Below are 19,545 nucleotides of genomic sequence, written 5' to 3'. Positions count from 1 at the left end.
CCGCACCCGCGTCGGCGATTAGCGTCTGGTCGTCAGCTCGTACTGCGCATGGACCTCCGCCGGCGACACCACCCTGTCCAGGAACATCAGGCCGTCCATCCGGCAGTTGCAGGGATTGGTCTCCCTGGTGTTCTGCGGATAGCTGCCACCGATCTTGATGCCCCTGGGGTCGGACTGCGAGGTGACGTCCGGTTCCGGTGGGCCCTCGACGCCCCACGGGTCGCCCGCGAGCGTGTAGAAGCCGTCGAGCGGACGTCCGTTCTTGTAAAGCCGCATCGTGGCGTTGTCGTAGTCGAACGAGGCGGCGAGGAACACCCACTGGCCCTGCGGCAGCACCGTCTGCCACGGGTCGCCGGCGGCGAAGGTCTGGGAGCTGGAACCGTCCACGCGCCTGCCGAGCGCGACCACGCGCAGCTCGCCGTTCACCGTGATCAGTTCGAGCAGCGCCCGGACGTCGTGCCCCTGCGAGGTGCCGGTGAGCACCCCGGCCAGCCCGATCGCGCCGTAGAAGTCGCTCGGGTCGGCCGAGTTGGAGTTGGGGCTGGGATTCTGGCCGGTCATCTTGAACCAGCCCATGACGGTGGCGCCCTTGACGCCGTTGAAGGCGTGCAGGGTGGGCACGCCCGTCTCCGAGTACACCCCCGCCTTCCAGTCGTCGTTGCCCGCCACGGTCGGGTTGACCTGCTGGAGCTGGATCGAGTGGGTGCTGCCCCGGTAGGCGCCGTCCTGGACGCGCATGTCCGCGCCGCCGTTGATGAGCGTGATGTCCGTGCCCGAGCGCCCCTGGTCCCGCTCCCGCGCGGCGTCGTCGGGGGCGGGGTGCTCGAAGTCGTAGTACGCGACCAGGTTGCGCTGCAGCGTGGGCAGGACCTCGGGCCGCGACCGGGCCTGTGCCGGGCTGGAGGCCATGACCAGGACGGCGGCGACGACCGGAGAGAGGTACCGGAGCCTCATCGCGGGCCCATCCGGGCGTCGGTGATCTTCCAGATCTTGCCGTTGGCCTTCGACAGCAGGTACAGCTCGCCCGCACCGTCCCGGCCGAAGCGCAGGTCCACCCGGGTGTCGCCGGCGAGGTCCCGCATGGTGACCTGCTTGCCGGTGCTGTCGAACAGCTTCGGCTCGTAGATCGTGGCCCGCTCCGGCAGCCGCTCCTGCCTCATCTGGGCGGCCAGGGTGAAGAACACGCGGCCGTCCACGATGTCACCGAAGACGTACTTGCCGAACAGCAGCGGCAGGCGCAGCCCGCGGTAGACGAACCCGCCGGCGATCGCGTGACCGCTGTCGGCCGTGCAGCTGTGGCCGGGAGGCGGGTCGTGGTCGTAGGCGGCCACCGGGTAGGTGTAGCCGAACTGGGCGTCGTCCGCGGGCAGCGTGTACAGGTGGCAGCGGTCGTCCTTCCTGAACTCGAAGGCGCCCTCGCGCTCGCTCCACCCGAGGTTGTCGCCGGAGCGCACCTCGTAGACGGCCTCGACGGCGTGCTCGCCGATGTGGCCGAGGTACAGCTTCCTGGTCATCGGATCCCAGCTGAAGCGGTGCGGGTCGCGCATGCCGTACGCGTAGATCTCGCCGATCGCGCCCGGCTTGCCGACGAACGGGTTGCCGGACGGGATGCCGTACCTGCCGTTGGCGCTGTTCGTGCCCGCCGGGTCGATGCGCAGCAGCTTGCCCTGCGGGGTGCCGAGGTTCTGCGGCTCGGCGGTCGACGAGCCGCGCCCGCCGTCACCCGAGGCGACGTAGAGCAGGCCGTAGTCGGGGTCGCCCGGGTGGGCGGTCGGGTTGAAGTCGATCTGCTGGATGCCGTGGACCTGGCCGTTGAAGCCGAGCCTCAGCACCTCCCGGTGCGTGCCGCTGAAGGTGTCGGCCTTGGGGTTCGCGGCCGTCCACTCCGTGATCACGCCGTGGAACCTGGTGTCGGTCTGCGGGGTCAGGTCGGGCGTCTTCGAGGTGAGCGCCGCCCCCCACTCGGTGTGGACGGTGTAGAACTTGCCGTTCTTGGCGAACTGCGGATGGAAGGCGACGTAGCCGAACCCGGCGCCGAGGCCCCGGCCGGAGATGAAGTCGGGCGCGAACGTCTCGGCGACGTTCAGGTACGGCTCCGGCCGGCCGTTCTTGAGCAGGTAGAGCTCGCCGTTGAGGTCGTTGACGAACTGGCGGCGGGTGCCGTCGGGGATCTCGCCGATGTTGTTGATCCGGGCCCAGCGCATCAGCCGCTGGTCCGTGGGCGCCGGGATCGGCTCGCTCTTGGGGAAGGCGGCGATCTCGCGGAGGGTCAGCGAGAGCCCGGACGCCGTGGGCTTCTCGGGGATCGGGTCGTCGAGCGCGGTGCCTGGCGGGACGTCCGCCAGTGCGGTCGCCTGGGGCACGGACAGTGCGGCGACCATGAGCGCGGAGAGCAGAAGACGTAAACGCTTCGACATCCTGTTCACCACCGGGGGGTTGGGCGGAAAGCGCTTACCGGCGACGGTAGGAGCAGTCCTCACGATCGTCAAGTAACAAAAGTGACGCTTGACGACTGGACTGACAGCCTGTGCCGGCCGGCGCGGGGTCAGGGTTGTTCGGTCAGTTCGGTGTCGTTGCCGGGGCCGCCGGTCAGGACGTCCCGGGAGGAGTCGCGGTAGAGGTGGTCGTCGCCGTGGCCGCCGTTGAGCACGTCAGCGTCCGCGCCGCCGTACAGGCTGTCGTCGCCGTCGCCGCCGAGGAGGACGTCCCTGCCGTCGCCTCCGCACAGGACGTCGTCGCCGCCGAGGCCGCGGATCAGGTCATCGCCGCCCAGGCCGACGATGACGTCCGGGCCGGGCGTGCCCGTCAGCAGGTCGCGTCCGGGCGTGCCGATGATCGTGGCGGGCAGGCCGCCGCAGATCGGGGTGCCGGTGACCTTCATGTCGCGCATCCGGCCGATGTTGTCGAAGGAGCCGAAACCGACCCGGCCCGAGCTGAACGTCCGGTCCGTGGCGGTGATGAGCGGGGTGGGGGAGTCGTTGACGAACACGGAGATCCGGCCGGTTCCGGCGCAGTGCCGGACGCGCACCTTGTGCCACTCCATATCCGTCACGGCGGGCGGCGCGCCGACGTGGCCGTTCCACTGGTCGTCGATCCGGAGCCGGTCGGCGTGGTTCACCACGAAGATGCCGTTGTGCGGGTAGATGGTGTTGTCCTGAGAAAGGTGGACGTAGTAGAACTCCGTGTCCGACCGGTAGCCGAACACGATGATCACGTCCCGGTTGCTGACGCTCGTCGGCGTGTCCAGGCGCACCTCGGCGTCGATCTGCACCGAGCCGAACGCCGGGCCGCTCTTCAGCACCGCGTACTCGAACGGACGTCGCGGTCCTGGCCGCGACACCCCGGCCTCGGCCAGGATCACCTGGTCGCCCGGGAACTGCCACTTCGACGGCGTCACCGGCGCCCAGTTCCCGCCGGCGTTGACGCCGTCCACCACCCCCTGGCCCACGTCGCAGTCGGCCTGGGCGGACAGATCGGTCTGCGCCGGCGGGTCGGCCTGCGCCCGCGCGGCCGGGACGGACGCGGCGGTCAGGGCCAGGACCAGGACCAGGGTGGTCAGCGTGAGGGTGGAGGAGATCAGACGGCGTAACGCGTGCATCGGGATCCTCTCTGCGGGGCGTCAGTCCCTGTGCGTAGCGGCTCCTAACAGGTCGCGGATGTGGCCGGTGGCGGACGAGAACGCGGGCTGCGACATCGTCGCCGCGTAGTCGCGCGAGGCGGGCAGGTCCACCTCGATCACCTCGGCGATCGTCCCCGGCCGCGGGGTCATGACCACGACCTGGTTGCCCAGGTAGACCGCCTCGGCGATGGAGTGCGTGACCAGCAGCACCGTGGTGCCCGTCTCGCGCCAGATGCGGTGCAGCTCGACGTTCATCTGCTCCCTGGTCAGCGCGTCGAGCGCGCCGAACGGCTCGTCCATCAGCAGGACGGGCGGGCGGTGCAGCAGCGCGCGGCAGAGCGCCACCCGCTGCTGCATCCCGCCTGACAGCTCGTACGGCATCGCGTCCTCGAACCCGGACAGCCCGGTCATCTCGATCAGCTCGGCCGCCCGCGCCGCGGCCTCCCGCTGCGGCATGCCGCGCATCTCCGCCTGGAGCAGGATGTTCCTGCGCGCCGTCCGCCACTCCAGCAGGGCGGCGCGCTGGAAGACGTAGCCGATGTCGGGCCGCGGCCCGCCGACCGCCTCGCCGAGCAGCCGCACCGCGCCCGTGGACGGCCTGATCAGCCCCGACACCAGCTTGAGCAGCGTGGACTTGCCGCACCCCGACGGGCCCACGATCGAGATGAACTCGCCGGGCCGGACGTCGATCGACACGTTCTCCAGCGCGAGCACGTCACGCTTCTTGCTCCGGAACCGCACCGCCACCTTGTCGATCTCGACGGCCGGCCTCTGCTGGGTCGTCTGCTGGGGCACGGTCATCCCTTCGGCGCCACGCTGGAGTCCCAGTAGGCGTTCGGCGCCTGCGGGTTGGAGACCAGGCCGGCCTGGGCGAAGGTGTCGATCGTCTTCTGCCAGTCGGCCTCGGTGTTCACCCCCGGGGGCTGTCCCTGGGTGGCGTCCGTGTGCAGCAGCGTGGTGGTCGTCTTGAACTGGTCGGCCAGCACCTGCGCGGGCGGTAGCTGCTCCGAGGCGCCCGCCATGGCGTCCACCGCGGCCTGCTGCGCCTTCTCCGCCGCCGCCCACGCCTCGCTGGTGGCCGCGACCATCCGCTTGGCCAGGTCGGCCTTGCTCTGCAGGAAGCTCGACGAGGTGAGCAGCCCGTTGCTGTAGTAGTTCAGGCCGAACTCCGAGAAACGCAGGTACGACACCGGCTTGCCGGCCTTGTTCTGCATGGTCGGCCCCTGGTCGGAGGCGTAGCCGAGCAGCGCGTCCGTCTGGCCGGAGATCACCGCCGCGATCTTGCCGGCCGGGTCGGTGTTCTGCATCTTGACGTCCGTCTCGGACATGCCGTTCGCCTTGAGGAAGACCGGGAACGTCTTGGTCAGCGCGTCACCGGCGGTGGAGGCGATCGTCTTGCCCTTGAGGTCGGCGGGCTTGGTGATGTTCTTCTCCTGGAAGAACTGCACCGAGGCCGGGGTCGTCTGCAGGAAGACGCCCAGGCTCTTCACCGGCACGCCCTGGCTCACGCCGCCGAGCAGCGCGGGCGTGTCGGCCCAGCCGAAGTCGGTCTGCCCGGCGCCGGTCGCCTGGACCGTCTTCTGCGAGCCCTGCCCGGCCTGGATGGTCAGGTCGATGCCGTGCTTTTCGAAGATGCCCTGCTTCTTGCCGTAGTAGAACGGCGCGTGCTCGCCGTACGGGTACCAGTTGAGCGTGAGGGTGACCTTGTCGAGTTGCTTGCCCGACGAGCTGGTGGTCTTCTCCCCGTCGCCGGAGCCGCACGCCGTGGCGAGCAGGAGGAGGGGAACCACGCCGGCGATCAGCATGCGAGTCTTCATGGGGGTCCTCAGAAGGTGACGGTGACGGCGTCGCCACGGCGGCTGGCGTGCCAGGGGAGCAGCAGCCGCTCGGCGATCTCGACGGCGACGAAGAGCACGACGCCCAGGAGGGACATGACGAGCAGTCCCGCGAAGAGCATCGGCGTGTCGATGTTCCCGTTGGCCTGCAGGATGACGGAGCCGAGGCCCTCGTTGCCGCCGACGAACTCGCCGACCACGGCCCCGGTGACGGCGAGCGTCACGGCCACCTTCAGTCCGGAGAACAGGAACGGCAGCGACGCGGGGAACCGGATCTTGGCGAACGTCTTGGCCGGGCCGGCGCCCATGGTCGAGGCGAGCTGGAGCATCTCGGGGTCCACCGACTTCAGGCCGGTGACCATGGAGATGACCACGGGGAAGAACGCGATCAGCACCGCGACCACGATCCTGGGGGTCAGCCCGAACCCGAGCCACACCACGAACAGCGGGGCGATCGCGATCTTGGGGATGACCTGCGCGAACAGCAGGAGCGGGTAGAGGGTCTTCTCCACCTCCGCCGAGGCGACCATCAGCACGGCCGCCGCGACCCCGACGACGACGGCGATCGCGAAGCCGAGCACCGTCTCGTAGGCGGTCACCAGCGTGTGGTGTCCGAGGTAGCCGGACTTCTCGGCGATCAGCTGAAGTGTCGTTCCAGGCGACGGGACGAGATACCGCGGCGCGATCCCGAACTCGGTGATCGCCCACCAGACGGCGTAACAGGCGGCGAGTAAGGCGAACGGCCGCCAGGAGCGTTCGAGTAGTTCCACCGTGCGGTCGCGCGAGCCTGGACTCTCGCGCCGCACGACTCCGTCAACGGTCTGTACCACGATCGAAGGTCTCCCTCCATCGCGTGCCATCAGGCCAGATGCGAGAAAGCGCTATCTGAAAGCGCTTTCCTGTGGTACGGTAGCCCCGCTCGGACGAGCGGTCAATGGTCGTTAACTTCCTGTTACAGGAGGCCGGGTGACCGAACGCACTCACGTGACTCTCCAGGACGTCGCCACGGCCGCCGGGGTCTCCCTCGCCACCGCGTCCCGCGTCCTGAACGGCACGGCCCGAGTGCGCGAAGACCTGCGCGGCCGGGTCGAGGCCGCCGCGTCGCGGCTCGCCTACACGCCCAACGCGCACGCCCAGGCGCTGGTCAGGGCGTCCAACGAGACGGTCGGCGTGATCTGCCACGACGTCAGCGACCCGTACTTCTCCGGCATCGCCAGGGGCGTCATGCGCGCCGCCGCCGACCGCGACCTGCTGGTCATGCTGGCCAGCACCTTCCGTGACAGCGCGCGCGAGATCGCCTACGTCTCGATGCTCCGCGCCCAGCGGGCCCGTGCCATCCTCCTCATCGGCTCGGGCTTCGAGGACCGGCGCTGGGAACGCGCCATGGACGTCGAACTGCGCCCCTACCTGAACGCCGGCGGCCGGGTCGCCGCGCTCAGCAGGCACCGCAGCCTCCGCGTCGACACCGTCCTGCCGGAGAACCGCGAGGGCGCCGCCGCCCTGGCCAGAGCCCTCCTGGCGCTCGGGCACCGGCGCTTCGCGATCCTGTCCGGCCCGGCCCGGCTCAGCACCGTCGTGGACCGGGTGGGCGGCTTCCGCGACGCCCTGACCGCCGCGGGGCTGGAACCGGCCGAGGTGGTCGAGGGGGCGTTCACCCGGGAGGGCGGCTACGAGGCGGCCCGCACCCTCCTGGCGCGCGGCCTGACGGCCACCTGCCTGTTCGCCACCACCGACGTCATGGCCGTCGGCGCCCTGGCGGCCCTCCGCGAGCACGGCCTGTCGGTTCCGGGCGACGTCTCGCTGGCGGGCTTCGACGACATCCCCGTGGTGCGCGACCTTACCCCGCCGCTCACCACGGTCGCCCTGCCGCTGGAGCAGATGGGCGAGCGCGTCATCGCCCTCGCCCTGCGCGACGGCCCCCGCTCCCGCCGCCGCATCGAACGCGTGGCGGGCACGGTGATCCTCCGCCAGAGCACCGCCTGAGGCGCGTCAGAACTCGAAACAGCGGGCGAAGGAGGCGAAGAACGCCATCGCCGCGACGAGGAAGGAGATCGTTGCGACAGCGATCGCGAGGAGGATCGACATCGCCACGCCGGGCTTGAAACCGAGGATGAGAGCCGCACCGATGAGCGCCGTGCCGAGGGCGTGCCCCGCCACCAGCAGGGGGAAGATCCCGTAGCTGTCGCACCGGCCGACGAAGAGCCCCACCGCCAGCGCGACCAGGCCCAGGCCCGCCAGCCCGAGCAGCTTCGGCGTCCATCGCCTCATCAGTGGCTCACATCCCTCTCGACGTCCGTCCCAGACGGTTCGACGTAGGGGAGGAGCGGAAGGTTCAGCCGCGTCGGCGTTGCCCGGCGCCGTCGCCGGCCACGCCCGGCTCGGTGAGCCGCTCCGGATCGACGACTCGCTCGTAGAGGGCCCGGCTGACACCGGACTTGAGCGCCGCCTCCTTGAGCGTGAGGTTCTCGTCGAGCGCGCGGTGCGCGATGCGCGCGGCCCTGTCGTAGCCGATGACCGGGCTGAGCGCCGTCACCATCATGATCGACTTGTCGACGTTCTCCGCCAGCCTCGCCTCGTCGAGCCGCGCGCCCTCGACGAGGTACGTGCGGAAGTGGTCCATCATGTCCGCCAGGATCCGCGCCGAGTGCAGGACGTTGCTGATGATGACCGGACGGAAGGCGTTCAGCTCGAAGTTGCCCTCCGCGCCCGCCATCGAGACCGCGCTGTCGTCGCCGATCACCTGGATGGAGACCATCAGCATCGCCTCCGCCTGAGTCGGGTTGACCTTGCCCGGCATGATCGAGGAACCCGGCTCGTTCGACGGCAGGATCAGCTCGTGCAGCCCGGTGCGGGGGCCCGAGCCGAGCCAGCGCATGTCGTTGGCGAACTTGAACAGCGACACCGCCAGGGCGCGCAGCGCCGTGGAGACGCGGACGAGAGCGTCGCACGAGGCCTGCGCGGCGAACTTGTTGGGCGCGCTGACGAACGGCTGCCCGGTCAGGTCGGCGAGCTGCGCGGCGACCTCGTCGCCGAACGCGGGCGGCGCGTTCAGCCCGGTGCCGACGGCCGTGCCGCCGATGGCCAGCCGGTACAGCCCGGCGAGGGTCTGTCTCAGGTGGTCGGCGGCGTCGTCGAGCTGGGCGACGTAACCGGACCACTCCTGGCCGACCGTCAGCGGGGTGGCGTCCTCCAGGTGGGTACGGCCGATCTTGACCGCGTGCTCCCACGCGCTGCTCTTGGCGGCGGCGGCGTCGCGCAGCCGGCCCACCGCCGGCAGCACCTGGCCGTCGATCGCCCGCACGGCGGCGATGTGCATGGCGGTGACGAACGTGTCGTTGGACGACTGCCCCATGTTCACGTGATCGTTCGGGTGCACGGGGTCCTTGCTGCCGAGCCGTCCGCCGAGCAGCTGGATCGCCCGGTTGGAGATCACCTCGTTGACGTTCATGTTCGACTGGGTGCCCGAGCCGGTCTGCCAGACGTACAGCGGGAACTCGCTGTCGAGTTCGCCCCGGATGACCTCGTCGGCGACCCGGACGATCACGTCGGACTGCCACCGGGGCAGGCGGCCCGCGCGGCCGTTGACGATCGCCGCTGCCTTCTTGATGTAGCCGTAGGCGTGGTAGACGGCCTTGGGCATCCGGTCGTCGCCGATGTCGAAGTGGATCAGCGACCGCTGCGTCTGCGCGCCCCAGTAGTGGTCGGCGGGCACCTGGATCTCGCCGATGGAGTCGCTCTCGGTACGGGTGCCGGTGGAGTCCAGGCCGATGGGGACGTCGTGGATCCGGGGCGCCGCCCGGTGCCGGGTGGTCATCGTCACTCCCCCCGGACCGGCCGGTACTCCGGCTGCCACATCGCGTCCTGGACCTGCTGGACGGGGTCGTGCAGGTCGGCGCGGGCCAGGTTCTCCTTCGCCGCCTGCTTCGCGACCGCGACGGCGACCGTGGCCGAGACCTCCCTGAGGTTCTCCACCTGCGGCAGCAGCGACGCGCCGGGAGAGGAGACGTCCACCAGCGCGCTGACCGCCTCGGCGGCGGCCAGCAGCATGCCGTCGCTGACCCTGCGCGCTCGCGACACGACCGTGCCCAGCCCCAGCCCCGGGTACAGCAGGGCGTTGTTGGCCTGGGCGATGGCGTGGGTGACGCCGTGGTAGGTGATCGGGTTGACCGGGATGCCGGTGGCGATCAGGGCCCGTCCGTCGGTCCAGTGGATGAGGTCGTCGGGCATGGCCTCGATCCGGTCGGTCGGATTGGAGATCGGGAAGATGATCGGCCTGTCGACGCCCGCCGCCATGGCCCGGACGATCTGCTCGGTGAAGGCGCCGTGCGCCGTGGAGGTGCCGAGCAGCATGGTCGGCTTGACCCGGTCGACGACCTCGGCGAGGCCGATGGCGCCGCCGTCCCTGCTCCAGCCGGCCACCTCGGCGGCCGGGCGGGCGTACGGTACTTGGAAGTCGCGCAGGTCGGACAGGTCATCGGTGAGCAGGCCCTGCTTGTCGACCGCCCAGATCCGGCGGGTGGCCGCCTCGCGGTCGAGGCCGTCGCGCGTCATCGCGTCGCGCAGCTGGTCGGCGATGCCGATGCCGGCCGTGCCCGCGCCGAAGACGACGATGCGCTGCTCGCGCATGGGGGTCGCGCAGGCGCGGGTGGCGCCCAGCATCGCCGCCAGCACGATGGCGCCGGTGCCCTGCATGTCGTCGTTGAAGGTGGGGATCCGGCCGGTGTACCGCTCCAGGATGCGCCGGCCGTTGGACGGGCCGAAGTCCTCCCAGTGCAGCATCGCCTGCGGGAACAGGCGGGTGGCCACCGAGACGTAGGCGTCGATGAACTCGTCGTAGCGCTTGCCCCGCACCCGCGCGTGCCGCTCGCCGACGTACAGGGGGTCGTTGAGCAGCGCCTCGTTGTCGGTGCCGACGTCCAGCGCGACGGGGATGACCCGGGCCGGGTCGATCCCGGCGGCGGCCGTGTAGACGACCAGCTTCCCGGTGGCGATGCCGGCGCCGCCGCCCACCCCCCAGTCGCCGATGCCCAGGATCTCCTCGGCGTCGGAGGCGACGATGAGGTCCACCTCGTCGGAGTCGAGGCCGTAGTTGCGCAGGTCCTGCTCGATGCCGTCGACGTGGTCGATGGACAGGTAGACGCCTCGGGGCCGGCGGTACTCGTGGCTGTAGCTCTTGATCGCCTGGGCGACCGTGGGGTCGTACACGATGGGGAGCATCTCCCGCAGGTGATCGGCCAGCAGCCGGTAGAACAGCACCTCGTTGCGGTCTTGGAGCGCCGTCAGGAAGACGTTCTTCTGCAGGTCGGTCGGTTGCGCCAGGTACTGGACGTAGGCGCGGCTCGCCTGCTCGTCGAGCGTCTCGATCACCGGCGGGATCAGCCCGTCCAGCCCCAGGCTCTCCCGCTCCTCGTGGCTGAACGCGGTGTCCTTGTTCAGCAGCGGGTTGTCCAGGACGGCCAGGCCGCCTTCGGAGGTGAGGTATCCACCCTGGTCCTCCGTGTATCCGCGGTGCCTTCCGTTCGCGTGCCTGTGGTGGCTCGTCGACATCGCCATCTCCTGCCATCTGTTGGAACGGCTTCTGGGACGAGGAGAGCGAGGCGGTCTCTGTCAGGCTCTCCCAGGCCGCGACGCGCGGGCAACCAAGTGGCGACAAAGACCCCTTTGCTGGCCATCTCGGGCCGACCTGCTCTGCCCGCTCTAGCCGCGGGCCAGTGCCACGCGCTTGCGGAACACCCAGTACGTCCAGCCCTGGTAGACCAGGACGAAGGGGAGGGCGATCAGGCCGATCCAGCTCAGCATCGTCAGCGTGTACGGGCCCGAGGCGGCCTCGGTGAGGGTCAGGCCGGGCAGGGGCGCCCCGCGCAGCTGGGCGAAGACGGCGACCGAGGTCAGGACGATGGCCCCCGCCGTGGCGGTGAACGCCCAGCCCTCGCGGCGGCGCCAGATGAGCGCCGCTCCGGCGGCCAGGGCGGCCACCGCGGCCAGCGCCGGGACGGAGCCGAGCCGGGAGAGCGCCACCACGGCCAGCGGAACCACGACGACGGTCGTGGCCAGGGCCGCCGTGCGGGCGCGCCGGCGTACCGGGCCGTCGGTGCGCAGCGCCAGGAAGACGGCGCCGTGCAGCAGGCACACCGCCAGCGTGAACGCCCCGCCCACCAGGGACGCGACGACGCTGTCGTACAGCAGGTCGGCGAAGACCGCGCCCCAGAGGAACGCCGGGAGCGCGCTGCCGATCACGATGCCCAGGTCGCACCAGAACGGGTTGTCGACCTTGCCGCGCCACTCCAGGCCGACGCCGCGGACGATCAGGCCCACCAGGATGAGCATGATCGGCAGGTAGAACGTGCTGAACAGGCCGGAGTACCAGACCGGGAAGGCGGCGAACATGGCGCCGACCGCGGTGATGAGCCACACCTCGTTGCCGTCCCAGACGGGGCCGATGGTCTGCAGGCTCTGGCGGTGCTCCGCGCCGTTCCTGCCCACGAACGGGGCGAGCAGGCCGACGCCGAAGTCGAAGCCTTCCAGCACGAAGTAGCCGGTCCAGAGGAAGGCGATGATGACGAACCACAGGTTGATCATGGTCTGCACCTCAGTACATCAGGGACGGTTCGAGCTTCTCGGCCGCGGGGACGGGCTCGACTTCCTCGGGGCCCTTGCGGACGTGCTTGGTCAGCAGCACACCCTCGGCCACCGCGAGGCCGCCGTACAGCACCGTGAAGACCGTCAGCGAGATGGCGACCTCGGCCAGGCTCACGCCGGGCGAGACGCTGGCGGCGGTGAGCAGTTCGCCCGTGACGGTCCACGGCTGGCGGCCCACCTCGCTCAGCAGCCAGCCCGCGGTCACGGCGAGCAACGGCAGGGGCAGGGCCAGCAGGAGGATCCTGGCGAACCAGTCAGGAACCGCCCGCCTGCGCCGGGTCAGCCAGAGCCCGAGCACCGACAGCGCGACGGTCGCCAGCCCGAAGACGATCATCAGGCGGAAGGACCAGAACACCACGGTCGGGTCGGGACGGTAGTCGCCGGGGCCGAACTGCCGCTCGAACGTGCGCTGCAGGTCTTCCGTGCCCTGGACGGTGGCGTTGAAGTCGTTGGTCGACAGGAAGCTCAGCACCTTCGGGATCTCGACGCCGGGGACGATCGAGAACGGCGCGCCCGCGGTGTCGTGCTTCAGGCCCTCGGCGGCGGCGAGCTTCATCGGCTGCTGCTCGTAGGTGAGCTTGGCCGAGGTGTCGCCGCTGACCGCCACGACGGCCCCCGCGATCGCCGTCATGACCAGCGCCGCCTTGGCGGCGCCGCGCCACATGTCCTGCCTGGTCTTCAGCAGCCAGTAGCCGCTCACCGCCAGCACGAACCCGCCCGCCACGATGAAGGCCGAGGCGACCACGTGCGGCACCTGGGCGAGCGCCGTCGAGTTGGTCAGCACCGCCCACAGATCGGTCATCCTGGCCTTGCCGTCGACGACCTCGTAGCCGACCGGGTGCTTCATCCAGGCGTTCGCGGCCAGGATGAAGTACGCCGACACGTTGGACCCGATCGCGGCCGCCCAGATGCAGGCGAGGTGCACCTTCTTCGGCAACCGGTCCCAGCCGAAGATCCACAGGCCGAGGAACGTGGACTCCATGAAGAAGGCCAGCAGCGCCTCCAGGGCCAGCGGCGCGCCGAACACGTCGCCGACGAAGGTGGAGTACTCGCTCCAGTTCATCCCGAACTGGAACTCCTGGACGATGCCCGTGACCACGCCCATGCCGAAGTTGATCAGGAACAGCTTCCCGAAGAACTTCGTCAGGCGGAGGTAGTGCTCCTTGCCGGTCCGGTGCCACGCGGTCTGCAGCCCTGCCACGAAGATGCCCAGGCCGATCGTCAGTGGCACGAACAGGAAGTGGTAGACGGTGGTCACCCCGAACTGCCACCGCGCAAGATCAAGTGCGTCCATATCCCCAACCCCGGTTGTTAGCTCTACAGGCTGTAGTGCATCTACTTGAAGTAGTACTACAGGTCGTAGAGCAACGCGATGCGATCTTTGTCACACACGCATGCGTCTCTTTTCGGTGGTCTCACGATGGCCCAGGTGAACGGGCCGCCGCGTCAGCCCGCGGGTTGATTCCCCCGTACCTCCCGCGGCGGACTCACCCCCGGCTCCACCTACAACCGCCCGGGCCGCGCCCCCTCTTGGGCGCCTGGTTCTGTGTGGGGCCGGCGTCAGCGTGCGGTGGCGGCATCCAGGTACGCCTGGAGGTTGCCCAGCTCGAAGCCCCGTCGCTTGATCTTGTTGACCAGGACGCGGAAGTCCCTCGACAGGTTGGGCCGGAAGTGGAGCAGCAGGATGTCTCCTGGGCGCAGCTTCTTGTCGGGCACCTGGTAGGCGATCTTGCCGCCGGGCTGCACCGTGGCCGTCCAGAGGAGGACGGACGTCAGCCCGCAGCTCTTCGCCGCCCTCAGCGTGTCGGTGTTGTAGTTGCCGAACGGCGGCCTGAACAGGGTCGGCCTGACGCCCAGCTCCTTCTTGATCACCTGTGAGGATCCGCAGATCTCCCGCCGCTGGGCGTCGTAGCCGAGCAGGCGCAGGTTCGGGTGGGTGAGCGTGTGGTTCTCGACGGGCGCCCCGGCGTCCTTGAGCGACCGGAAATATCCCCATTTCCCGGCTCCGACGTACCGGCCGGGTCCGCCTGCCGGGTCGGGCGTCCCCTTCGCCTCGACCGCGTCGCGCATCGCGAACACCGTGATCGGGATCCGTCCGTCGCGCACCTGCTTGACGAACCCCGGGTCCTGCTCCCAGCCGTCGTCGATGGTCAGGAAGACGACCTTGCGCTTGGTCGGTATCGAGCTGATCACCGGGGGCAGCGGACCGGGCTGCGCGATCCGGCCCACCTCTCCCTCGCGTGGCAGCGCTCCCGGCGGTCCCTGCGGCCTGCGCGCGGGTGCCGTCGCGCTGGGGGACGCGGCCGCGTCCCGGCTGTTCTCTCCCTTCGGCGGCTCGCTCGCACACCCCACCATCAGCCCCGCGGCCATCACCACGACCGCGACCCCGGCAACCGCCCGCACCGCACCGGCCGCGTCCGCCGCGCCGGGGACGCCTCCGTCGGCCGTGGCGGATGTTCCGGCGGACGCGTGTGCGGCCCCGTGTGTCGCTTCCGTCGCACCGTGCTCTCTGGTTCGCCCCCTGAACATCTGCCCCATTTTGCCAGCTTCGATCACCGCGGCGGCTGCCTGATGATGGATCGCCCATCTGGCAGGTGTTGCCCTTAGTGACGGTGGGGGTCGCTGCTTAGAGTGGCGGTGTGAAGGTCGCAGGCAGTGCCGTGATCGGCGTCGAGAGAGATCGCGTGTGGGCGGCGCTCCAGGATCCAGGGGTGCTGGTGCACACCATCCCGGGGTGCGAGCGCTTGGAGGAGACGGGGCCGGACACGTACCGGATGACGGTGAACGCCGGGGTGGCCTCCCTCAAGGGCGTCTACCAGGGGGAGGTCGTGCTGGCCGAACCGCTCGCGCCGGAGAGCTTCGTGCTGCGGGCGCGCGGGCAGGGCGCCCCCGGCACGGTGGACGCCACCGTGCAGGTGCGGCTGAGCGAGGTCGAGGGCGGGACACGCGTCGACTACGACGCGGACGCGGTGGTCGGGGGCATGATCGGCGGTGTGGGCCAGCGCATGCTCGGCTCCGTCGCCCGCAGGACGGCGGGCGAGTTCTTCGCCGCCGTGGAACACCACCTCCAGGCCCCGGCCGTCGTCGGAGCGCTGGAGCATGTCGGCTCCGCCAACGGTGTCCTCCCGTCCGGGGAGGCGGTGCCCGAGACGGTGGGCGCGGTGGCGCCGGGAGCCGGTGCTGGGCCCTCTGCGCCGCTGGGCGCTCCCGCCGCCGGGCCCGTGTACGAGCGCCAGGCCAGGCGCCACACCGAGACGCGGCCCTGGGTGATGTTCGCCTCGTTCGGCATGGGCGCGGGCGTCGCGCTCACCGGCGTGGCAGTGGGCTGGCTGCTCGGACGCGCCAACCGCCCCTAAAAGACGATTTCACGGCTCTCGCGGAAAAGGATCTCCCGGCGTAGCGTGGCACATATGCGGCAGGCACATGCTGAAGACGCGCGGACCGAGGCCAGGCGAATCGTCCGTAACCTGCTGGGGGAGGAGCACCCCACCGCCGACACCTTGATCGCCGCGACGCGTCCCGTCCTCGGCGACGACCGGACGGAGCGCTGTCTCGGGCTGGCGCTTGGCGCCTCGCTCACCAGGCGTTCCACCGAACTGGCCGCCGTCGCCGCACTCCTGGTCGGCGCGCGGGAGCTGGGCGCGTCCTGGTGGGGACGTCCGAGGGGCGGCAAGCTGCCCGCGCCCGACGAGGTGCTGGGCACGGCCGTCGCGATCGAGCCATGGACCGACCTGACCGCGCTGGAGATGCTGGCCGCCTGGATCGCCGACGACGCCGCCGACGAGCTCTGGGGCCGGCCGGTGGCCGAGGTGGACCTGAACTCATGGCAGGCCGAGGACCGCTTCGTCCTGCCGGCCGGGGTGAGGCCGGGGCAGCGGCTGGTCGTCCACTTCGACGCGGGCGGACGGCTCGACGCGGTGGTGACCCGCCGCCAGGACGACGAGCTCGGCTCCAACCTGGACTTCCACTCCTTGCGTTACTCCCGTCCGGCCGAGGCCCAGTGGAGCTGGGGCGTCGCGGCGGGGCTCGGCCCGCACCGGCTGCCTGGCGAGGACCCCGACCCGTACGCCCGGGAGGTCGCCGCGGCGGCGGTCGGCGTCCTGCGCGCCTGGGCGATCCGGCACGGCGCCACCCACGAGCAGCTCGGCGAGCGGTGGCAGACGGCCGGCGACGTGGTGGCCGCGATCGAGCGGGTCGACTGGATGTGGCGCAGCGGCGAGTGGTTCGGCTGGTGGCGCGGAGCCTCGGCACTCGTGGACGACTCCGCCTACCTCCCGTACCGGCTGGAGGAACTGGCCGCGGGGTAGCGACTCGCGCGCGGACGGCCACCAGGGCCGGGCAGCTCGCGCACCCGGCACCGCTCGGCGGCCTCGCGCCGGCCGGTCGGCTGTCGAACGGGGACGCGGCCGTCCGGAATGGGGATGAAGGCCCGGTGGTTGCCATCAATCGTGAAAGTCGAAATATTTTCCGACGTCGCCTGCCCCTGGTGCTACATCGGGCACGTCCGCTTCGGCCGCGCGGCCGAGCGGTTCCGCGCCAAGGGAGGCACGCTCGAGGTGACCATGCGGCCGTTCCAGCTCAACCCCGACGCCTCTCCCGAGGGAGAGCCGCTCGTCTCCGCCCTGGAGCGCAAGTTCGGCGCGAACGTCGAGCAGATGAGCGCCCGGGTCACCGCGGCGGCCTCGGCGGACGGGCTGGAGGTCCGCTTCGACCGCGCCATCAGCGCCCCGACGTTCGAGGCGCACCGGCTGATCGAGGTCGTCGGCCGTCAGGGGCTCGGCCAGGAGATGGCCGATCGGCTGTTCCGCGCGTACTTCGCCGAGGGAGTGAACGTCGCCGACCCGGCGGCGCTGGCCGGACTGGCCGCCGAGGCGGGCGTGGACGACACGGGTGAAGGCGCGGCCGAGGTCCGCGAGCAGCTCGGCCGTGCCAGGCGGCTCGGCATATCAGGGGTGCCGTTGTTCCTGTTCGAGGAGCAGTTCGCGGTCTCGGGGGCGCAGCCGGAGGAGACGTTCGCCGCCGCCATCGACGAGGTGGCCGCGCGCACGGGGCAGACGCCGATCGTCCAGCTCACCGGTCAGGGGGACGGCTGCGACGACGGTTACTGTGCCGTCTGAGCGATGATCTCGTCGGCCGTCCAGGCGGCGGGCCGGGATCCAGCTCAGGCGGCGGGAGCACGGGGGGTGAGGCGGACCTCGACATCCGCGTCCAAGGCGCGAGCCAGACGCTCCAGAACGGGCAAGGTGGGGATGGTCCCGCCCCCTTCGAAGCGTGCCACCGCCGACTGCGTCATACCGGCTTTGGCCGCCAGATCGTTCTGGCTCCAGCCGTGTCCCTCACGCATGGCCCGGACCGTCTTACCCAGCTCGTAGGCGAGACGTGCGGCCTCGTATGCCTCGGCCGCCCCCGGCTCGCCCATGCGACGCTGTCTGAGCTCTCGCCAGCTCTCCTGCTCGCTCATACCGCTCCTTCTTCCCCGTCGACGGTGTGCGCCAGTTGAACACAGCGACGCATGGCCCGGCGAGCTCGCTCCACTTCACGATCATCACGTGGCCGCGTCTTGTGGAACACGGTCAACAGGACGATCCTGCGGTGAGATGCGATCCAGTAGGTGATGCGCACAGCGGACTCGTCAAGGTGGAGCCGCAGTTCGCGGAGCTTCCCGTCAAGCTGCTTGGTGTAAGGCTCCCCCAGTAGAGGGCCCTCCGCCGCCAGCAGATCGACGTAGAACGCCACCCTCGCGAACGCCGCCACAGGCAGATCTTCGAGCCACTTCCGGACCTCCGGTTCAAGCTCTACGGTACCCCAGCTCATAGCGTTGATGCTATAAGCGGAGGGCGGCGTCACGCTGTGCTTTCTCGTGAACGCCCAGGGTGGCGGCTCTGCTGATTGTCAGTATTGCTGACGATTAGGCTGGTGCGAGAATCGTGCTGTGTCGAGACGCCTTGGATACCTGCTCAAGCACGCCCAGCTGCGCCTGGCCGAGCTGACCGGTCCGGCGCTGGCGCCGTACGGCATCGACGGTCGCGAGCTGGCCGTGCTCGCCGTCCTCGAAACCGGGCCCGGCGCCGCGCTCGAAGCCGGGCCCGGCGCCGGCGGGCCGCTGTCGCAGCAGGAGGCCGCCCAGCGGCTGCGCATCGACAGGACCACCATGGTCGCCATGATCGACACGCTCGAGGCCAAGGGGCTGGTGTCACGCAGGCCGCACCCCGGCGACCGGCGCAAGAACGCCGTCGAGCTGACCCCGCGCGGGCGCGACACGCTGCGTGACGGCGGTGTGGCCGTCGACGGCGCCGAGCGCGCGTTCCTGTCCGGGCTGACGGACGACGACGCGTCGCTGCTCAGGGACGTCCTGAGCAGGCTCGTCTAGGTGCCCTCGCCGAGCAGGCCCGCGCGGTGGTGGCGGCGGCAGAGCACCTGGTAGCGGACGGGAGAGGCGTCGGTGTCGCCGATCATCACCTGCTCGCCGGTGCGGACCAGCTCGCCGCCGACGATCCTGGCGTTGAGCAGGCCCGGACGCCCGCACCAGCACAGCACCTCGACCTGCAGCCGGCACACCTCGTCCGCCAGCTCGAACAGCCGCTGCGCCGCCGGGAACATCACCGACCTGAAGTCCGAGGCCAGCCCGAACGCGTAGACGTCGATCCCGTGCTCGTCGACCAGGTCGGCGAGCTGCTCGATCTGCGGCACCGTGTAGAAGCACGCCTCGTCACAGATCAGGTAGTCGATCCGGTGCTGCGTGGTGACGAGGTCCACGAGGTCGAGGCCGTCGTGGACCTCGATGGCCTCCAGCCCGAGCCCTATCCTGCTGGTGAGCTTCGGCTGGCCCGACCGGTCGTGCTTGGTGAGCACCAGCCCGCGCCTGCCCTGGCGGCCGTGGTTGTAGTTCATCTGCAACGCGAGCGTGGACTTCCCGCAGTCCATGGGGCCGAAGTAGAACTTCAGCACGGCGTTGCGGACGCCGGAGGGCACGGCAGAGAGGGCAGACAGTTCGGTCACGGGGTGCCACCCTAGCGGTTTGGCTTGTTCCATGACCTCGTGGGAGATTTCTCTCCTGCAAGTCTCAGGAGGAACGGTGGTCACAGACAAGCCCCCCGCGCTCGACGCGCTGATGAAGCCCGACGATCTCACGGCGGCGCAGGCCGACGCCGCGAGATGGCGGTACGGCTTCTTCGTCGTCGTGACCGGGATCGTCGCGATTCTCGTCGCGTTCGCCGCCGCCGTCTTCGCCACCAGGGAGTTCGCGCCGATGTTCGCGGGCGTCGCCGGAGTGGTCGGCACCATCATCGGCGCCTATTTCGGCGTGCAGGCGGGCCAGTCGGGTAAGGCCAGAGTTGAGGCCGAGCTGTCGAAGGCCCAGGAGCTGGTGGTCCGGCTCGCGGCGTATGTCGGCACTGAGAACGCGCCCCGGGTCATCGACGAAGTCCTCGGCCGCCGCAGGAGCTGAGGAGC

The 19,545-nt window shown here is 70.3% G+C and carries 21 protein-coding genes; 6 read left to right on the top strand and 15 right to left on the bottom strand.

The features are described from left to right. Positions 1 to 18: 18 nt before the first annotated feature. The 6 genes from ABZ297_RS09735 to ABZ297_RS09710 all read right to left on the bottom strand — a co-directional run bounded on the left by ABZ297_RS09735 (position 19) and on the right by ABZ297_RS09710 (position 6,284). Positions 19 to 954, bottom strand: coding sequence for a hypothetical protein (locus ABZ297_RS09735; protein WP_355342183.1), 936 nt, complete (start codon positions 952 to 954; stop codon positions 19 to 21). Further along, positions 951 to 2,417 (bottom strand): PQQ-dependent sugar dehydrogenase, encoded by a 1,467-nt coding sequence (locus ABZ297_RS09730; RefSeq protein ID WP_355342180.1) that lies wholly within the window; start codon positions 2,415 to 2,417, stop codon positions 951 to 953. The genes ABZ297_RS09735 and ABZ297_RS09730 overlap by 4 nt, the downstream gene beginning before the upstream one ends. Positions 2,418 to 2,545: 128 nt before the next feature. After that, positions 2,546 to 3,598, bottom strand: coding sequence for a calcium-binding protein (locus ABZ297_RS09725; protein ID WP_355342177.1), 1,053 nt, complete (start codon positions 3,596 to 3,598; stop codon positions 2,546 to 2,548). A 21-nt stretch (positions 3,599 to 3,619) separates the two neighbouring features. Next, positions 3,620 to 4,414, bottom strand: coding sequence for an ABC transporter ATP-binding protein (locus ABZ297_RS09720; protein ID WP_355342174.1), 795 nt, complete (start codon positions 4,412 to 4,414; stop codon positions 3,620 to 3,622). A 2-nt stretch (positions 4,415 to 4,416) separates the two neighbouring features. After that, on the bottom strand, positions 4,417 to 5,436 hold the full coding sequence (locus ABZ297_RS09715; protein ID WP_355342171.1) for an ABC transporter substrate-binding protein: 1,020 nt from the start codon (positions 5,434 to 5,436) through the stop codon (positions 4,417 to 4,419). Positions 5,437 to 5,444: 8 nt separating this feature from the next. After that, positions 5,445 to 6,284, bottom strand: a complete 840-nt coding sequence (locus ABZ297_RS09710; RefSeq protein WP_355342168.1) for an ABC transporter permease — start codon at positions 6,282 to 6,284, stop codon at positions 5,445 to 5,447. Between the two features lie 136 nt (positions 6,285 to 6,420). Between ABZ297_RS09710 and ABZ297_RS09705 the strand changes: the two genes are divergently transcribed. Then, positions 6,421 to 7,437, top strand: coding sequence for a LacI family DNA-binding transcriptional regulator (locus tag ABZ297_RS09705; protein ID WP_355342165.1), 1,017 nt, complete (start codon positions 6,421 to 6,423; stop codon positions 7,435 to 7,437). 6 nt (positions 7,438 to 7,443) lie between these two features. Here the strand turns inward: ABZ297_RS09705 and ABZ297_RS09700 are convergent, their stop codons facing one another. From ABZ297_RS09700 to ABZ297_RS09675, 6 genes are all read right to left on the bottom strand, one after another. After that, positions 7,444 to 7,722 carry a hypothetical protein gene (locus ABZ297_RS09700; protein WP_355342162.1) on the bottom strand — a complete coding sequence of 93 codons (279 nt, stop codon included), beginning with the start codon at positions 7,720 to 7,722 and terminating at the stop codon, positions 7,444 to 7,446. A 64-nt stretch (positions 7,723 to 7,786) separates the two neighbouring features. Continuing rightward, positions 7,787 to 9,268 carry a class II fumarate hydratase gene (gene fumC / locus ABZ297_RS09695; protein WP_355342159.1) on the bottom strand — a complete coding sequence of 494 codons (1,482 nt, stop codon included), beginning with the start codon at positions 9,266 to 9,268 and terminating at the stop codon, positions 7,787 to 7,789. Between the two features lie 2 nt (positions 9,269 to 9,270). After that, entirely contained in the window at positions 9,271 to 11,001 is a 1,731-nt protein-coding gene (locus ABZ297_RS09690; protein WP_355342156.1) for an NAD-dependent malic enzyme, read from the bottom strand. A 150-nt stretch (positions 11,002 to 11,151) separates the two neighbouring features. Further along, positions 11,152 to 12,033 carry a cytochrome d ubiquinol oxidase subunit II gene (cydB, locus tag ABZ297_RS09685; protein ID WP_355342153.1) on the bottom strand — a complete coding sequence of 294 codons (882 nt, stop codon included), beginning with the start codon at positions 12,031 to 12,033 and terminating at the stop codon, positions 11,152 to 11,154. Positions 12,034 to 12,043: 10 nt separating this feature from the next. Then, positions 12,044 to 13,387, bottom strand: a complete 1,344-nt coding sequence (locus ABZ297_RS09680) for a cytochrome ubiquinol oxidase subunit I (protein WP_355342150.1) — start codon at positions 13,385 to 13,387, stop codon at positions 12,044 to 12,046. A gap of 266 nt (positions 13,388 to 13,653) precedes the next feature. Further along, positions 13,654 to 14,622 carry a polysaccharide deacetylase family protein gene (locus ABZ297_RS09675; RefSeq protein WP_355342147.1) on the bottom strand — a complete coding sequence of 323 codons (969 nt, stop codon included), beginning with the start codon at positions 14,620 to 14,622 and terminating at the stop codon, positions 13,654 to 13,656. A gap of 110 nt (positions 14,623 to 14,732) precedes the next feature. On the opposite strand from ABZ297_RS09675, the gene ABZ297_RS09670 reads away from it, so the two are divergent. The 3 genes from ABZ297_RS09670 to ABZ297_RS09660 all read left to right on the top strand — a co-directional run bounded on the left by ABZ297_RS09670 (position 14,733) and on the right by ABZ297_RS09660 (position 17,210). Next, complete coding sequence (locus tag ABZ297_RS09670) at positions 14,733 to 15,449, top strand: carbon monoxide dehydrogenase subunit G (RefSeq protein ID WP_355342144.1); 717 nt, start codon at positions 14,733 to 14,735, stop codon at positions 15,447 to 15,449. A gap of 54 nt (positions 15,450 to 15,503) precedes the next feature. After that, positions 15,504 to 16,400, top strand: a complete 897-nt coding sequence (locus ABZ297_RS09665; protein WP_355342141.1) for a hypothetical protein — start codon at positions 15,504 to 15,506, stop codon at positions 16,398 to 16,400. Positions 16,401 to 16,529: 129 nt separating this feature from the next. Then, complete coding sequence (locus tag ABZ297_RS09660; protein WP_355342138.1) at positions 16,530 to 17,210, top strand: DsbA family oxidoreductase; 681 nt, start codon at positions 16,530 to 16,532, stop codon at positions 17,208 to 17,210. 44 nt (positions 17,211 to 17,254) lie between these two features. Here ABZ297_RS09660 and ABZ297_RS09655 read toward each other — a convergent pair whose 3' ends face one another. Both ABZ297_RS09655 and ABZ297_RS09650 read right to left on the bottom strand, forming a co-directional pair. Further along, positions 17,255 to 17,554, bottom strand: coding sequence for a helix-turn-helix transcriptional regulator (locus tag ABZ297_RS09655; protein WP_355342136.1), 300 nt, complete (start codon positions 17,552 to 17,554; stop codon positions 17,255 to 17,257). Then, entirely contained in the window at positions 17,551 to 17,907 is a 357-nt protein-coding gene (locus ABZ297_RS09650) for a type II toxin-antitoxin system RelE/ParE family toxin (protein ID WP_355342133.1), read from the bottom strand. The genes ABZ297_RS09655 and ABZ297_RS09650 overlap by 4 nt, the downstream gene beginning before the upstream one ends. Positions 17,908 to 18,025: 118 nt before the next feature. Here ABZ297_RS09650 and ABZ297_RS09645 point away from each other — a divergent pair, with 118 nt between their 5' ends. Continuing rightward, complete coding sequence (locus ABZ297_RS09645) at positions 18,026 to 18,463, top strand: MarR family transcriptional regulator (protein WP_355342130.1); 438 nt, start codon at positions 18,026 to 18,028, stop codon at positions 18,461 to 18,463. On the opposite strand, the gene ABZ297_RS09640 is transcribed toward ABZ297_RS09645, so the two are convergent. Further along, a complete protein-coding gene (locus ABZ297_RS09640) occupies positions 18,460 to 19,092 on the bottom strand; it encodes a thymidine kinase (RefSeq protein ID WP_355342127.1) in 633 nt (210 codons plus the stop codon). The two genes, ABZ297_RS09645 and ABZ297_RS09640, sit on opposite strands and share 4 nt — an antisense overlap. 76 nt (positions 19,093 to 19,168) lie before the next feature. Here ABZ297_RS09640 and ABZ297_RS09635 point away from each other — a divergent pair, with 76 nt between their 5' ends. Then, complete coding sequence (locus ABZ297_RS09635; RefSeq protein ID WP_355342124.1) at positions 19,169 to 19,540, top strand: hypothetical protein; 372 nt, start codon at positions 19,169 to 19,171, stop codon at positions 19,538 to 19,540. Positions 19,541 to 19,545: the final 5 nt, after the last annotated feature.

This window comes from Nonomuraea sp. NPDC005983 (assembly GCF_040614375.1).
Taxonomy (GTDB): Bacteria; Actinomycetota; Actinomycetes; order Streptosporangiales; family Streptosporangiaceae; genus Nonomuraea.
The sequence above is the reverse complement of the archived record's forward strand: the minus strand, read 5'-3'. Positions and strand labels throughout refer to the sequence as shown.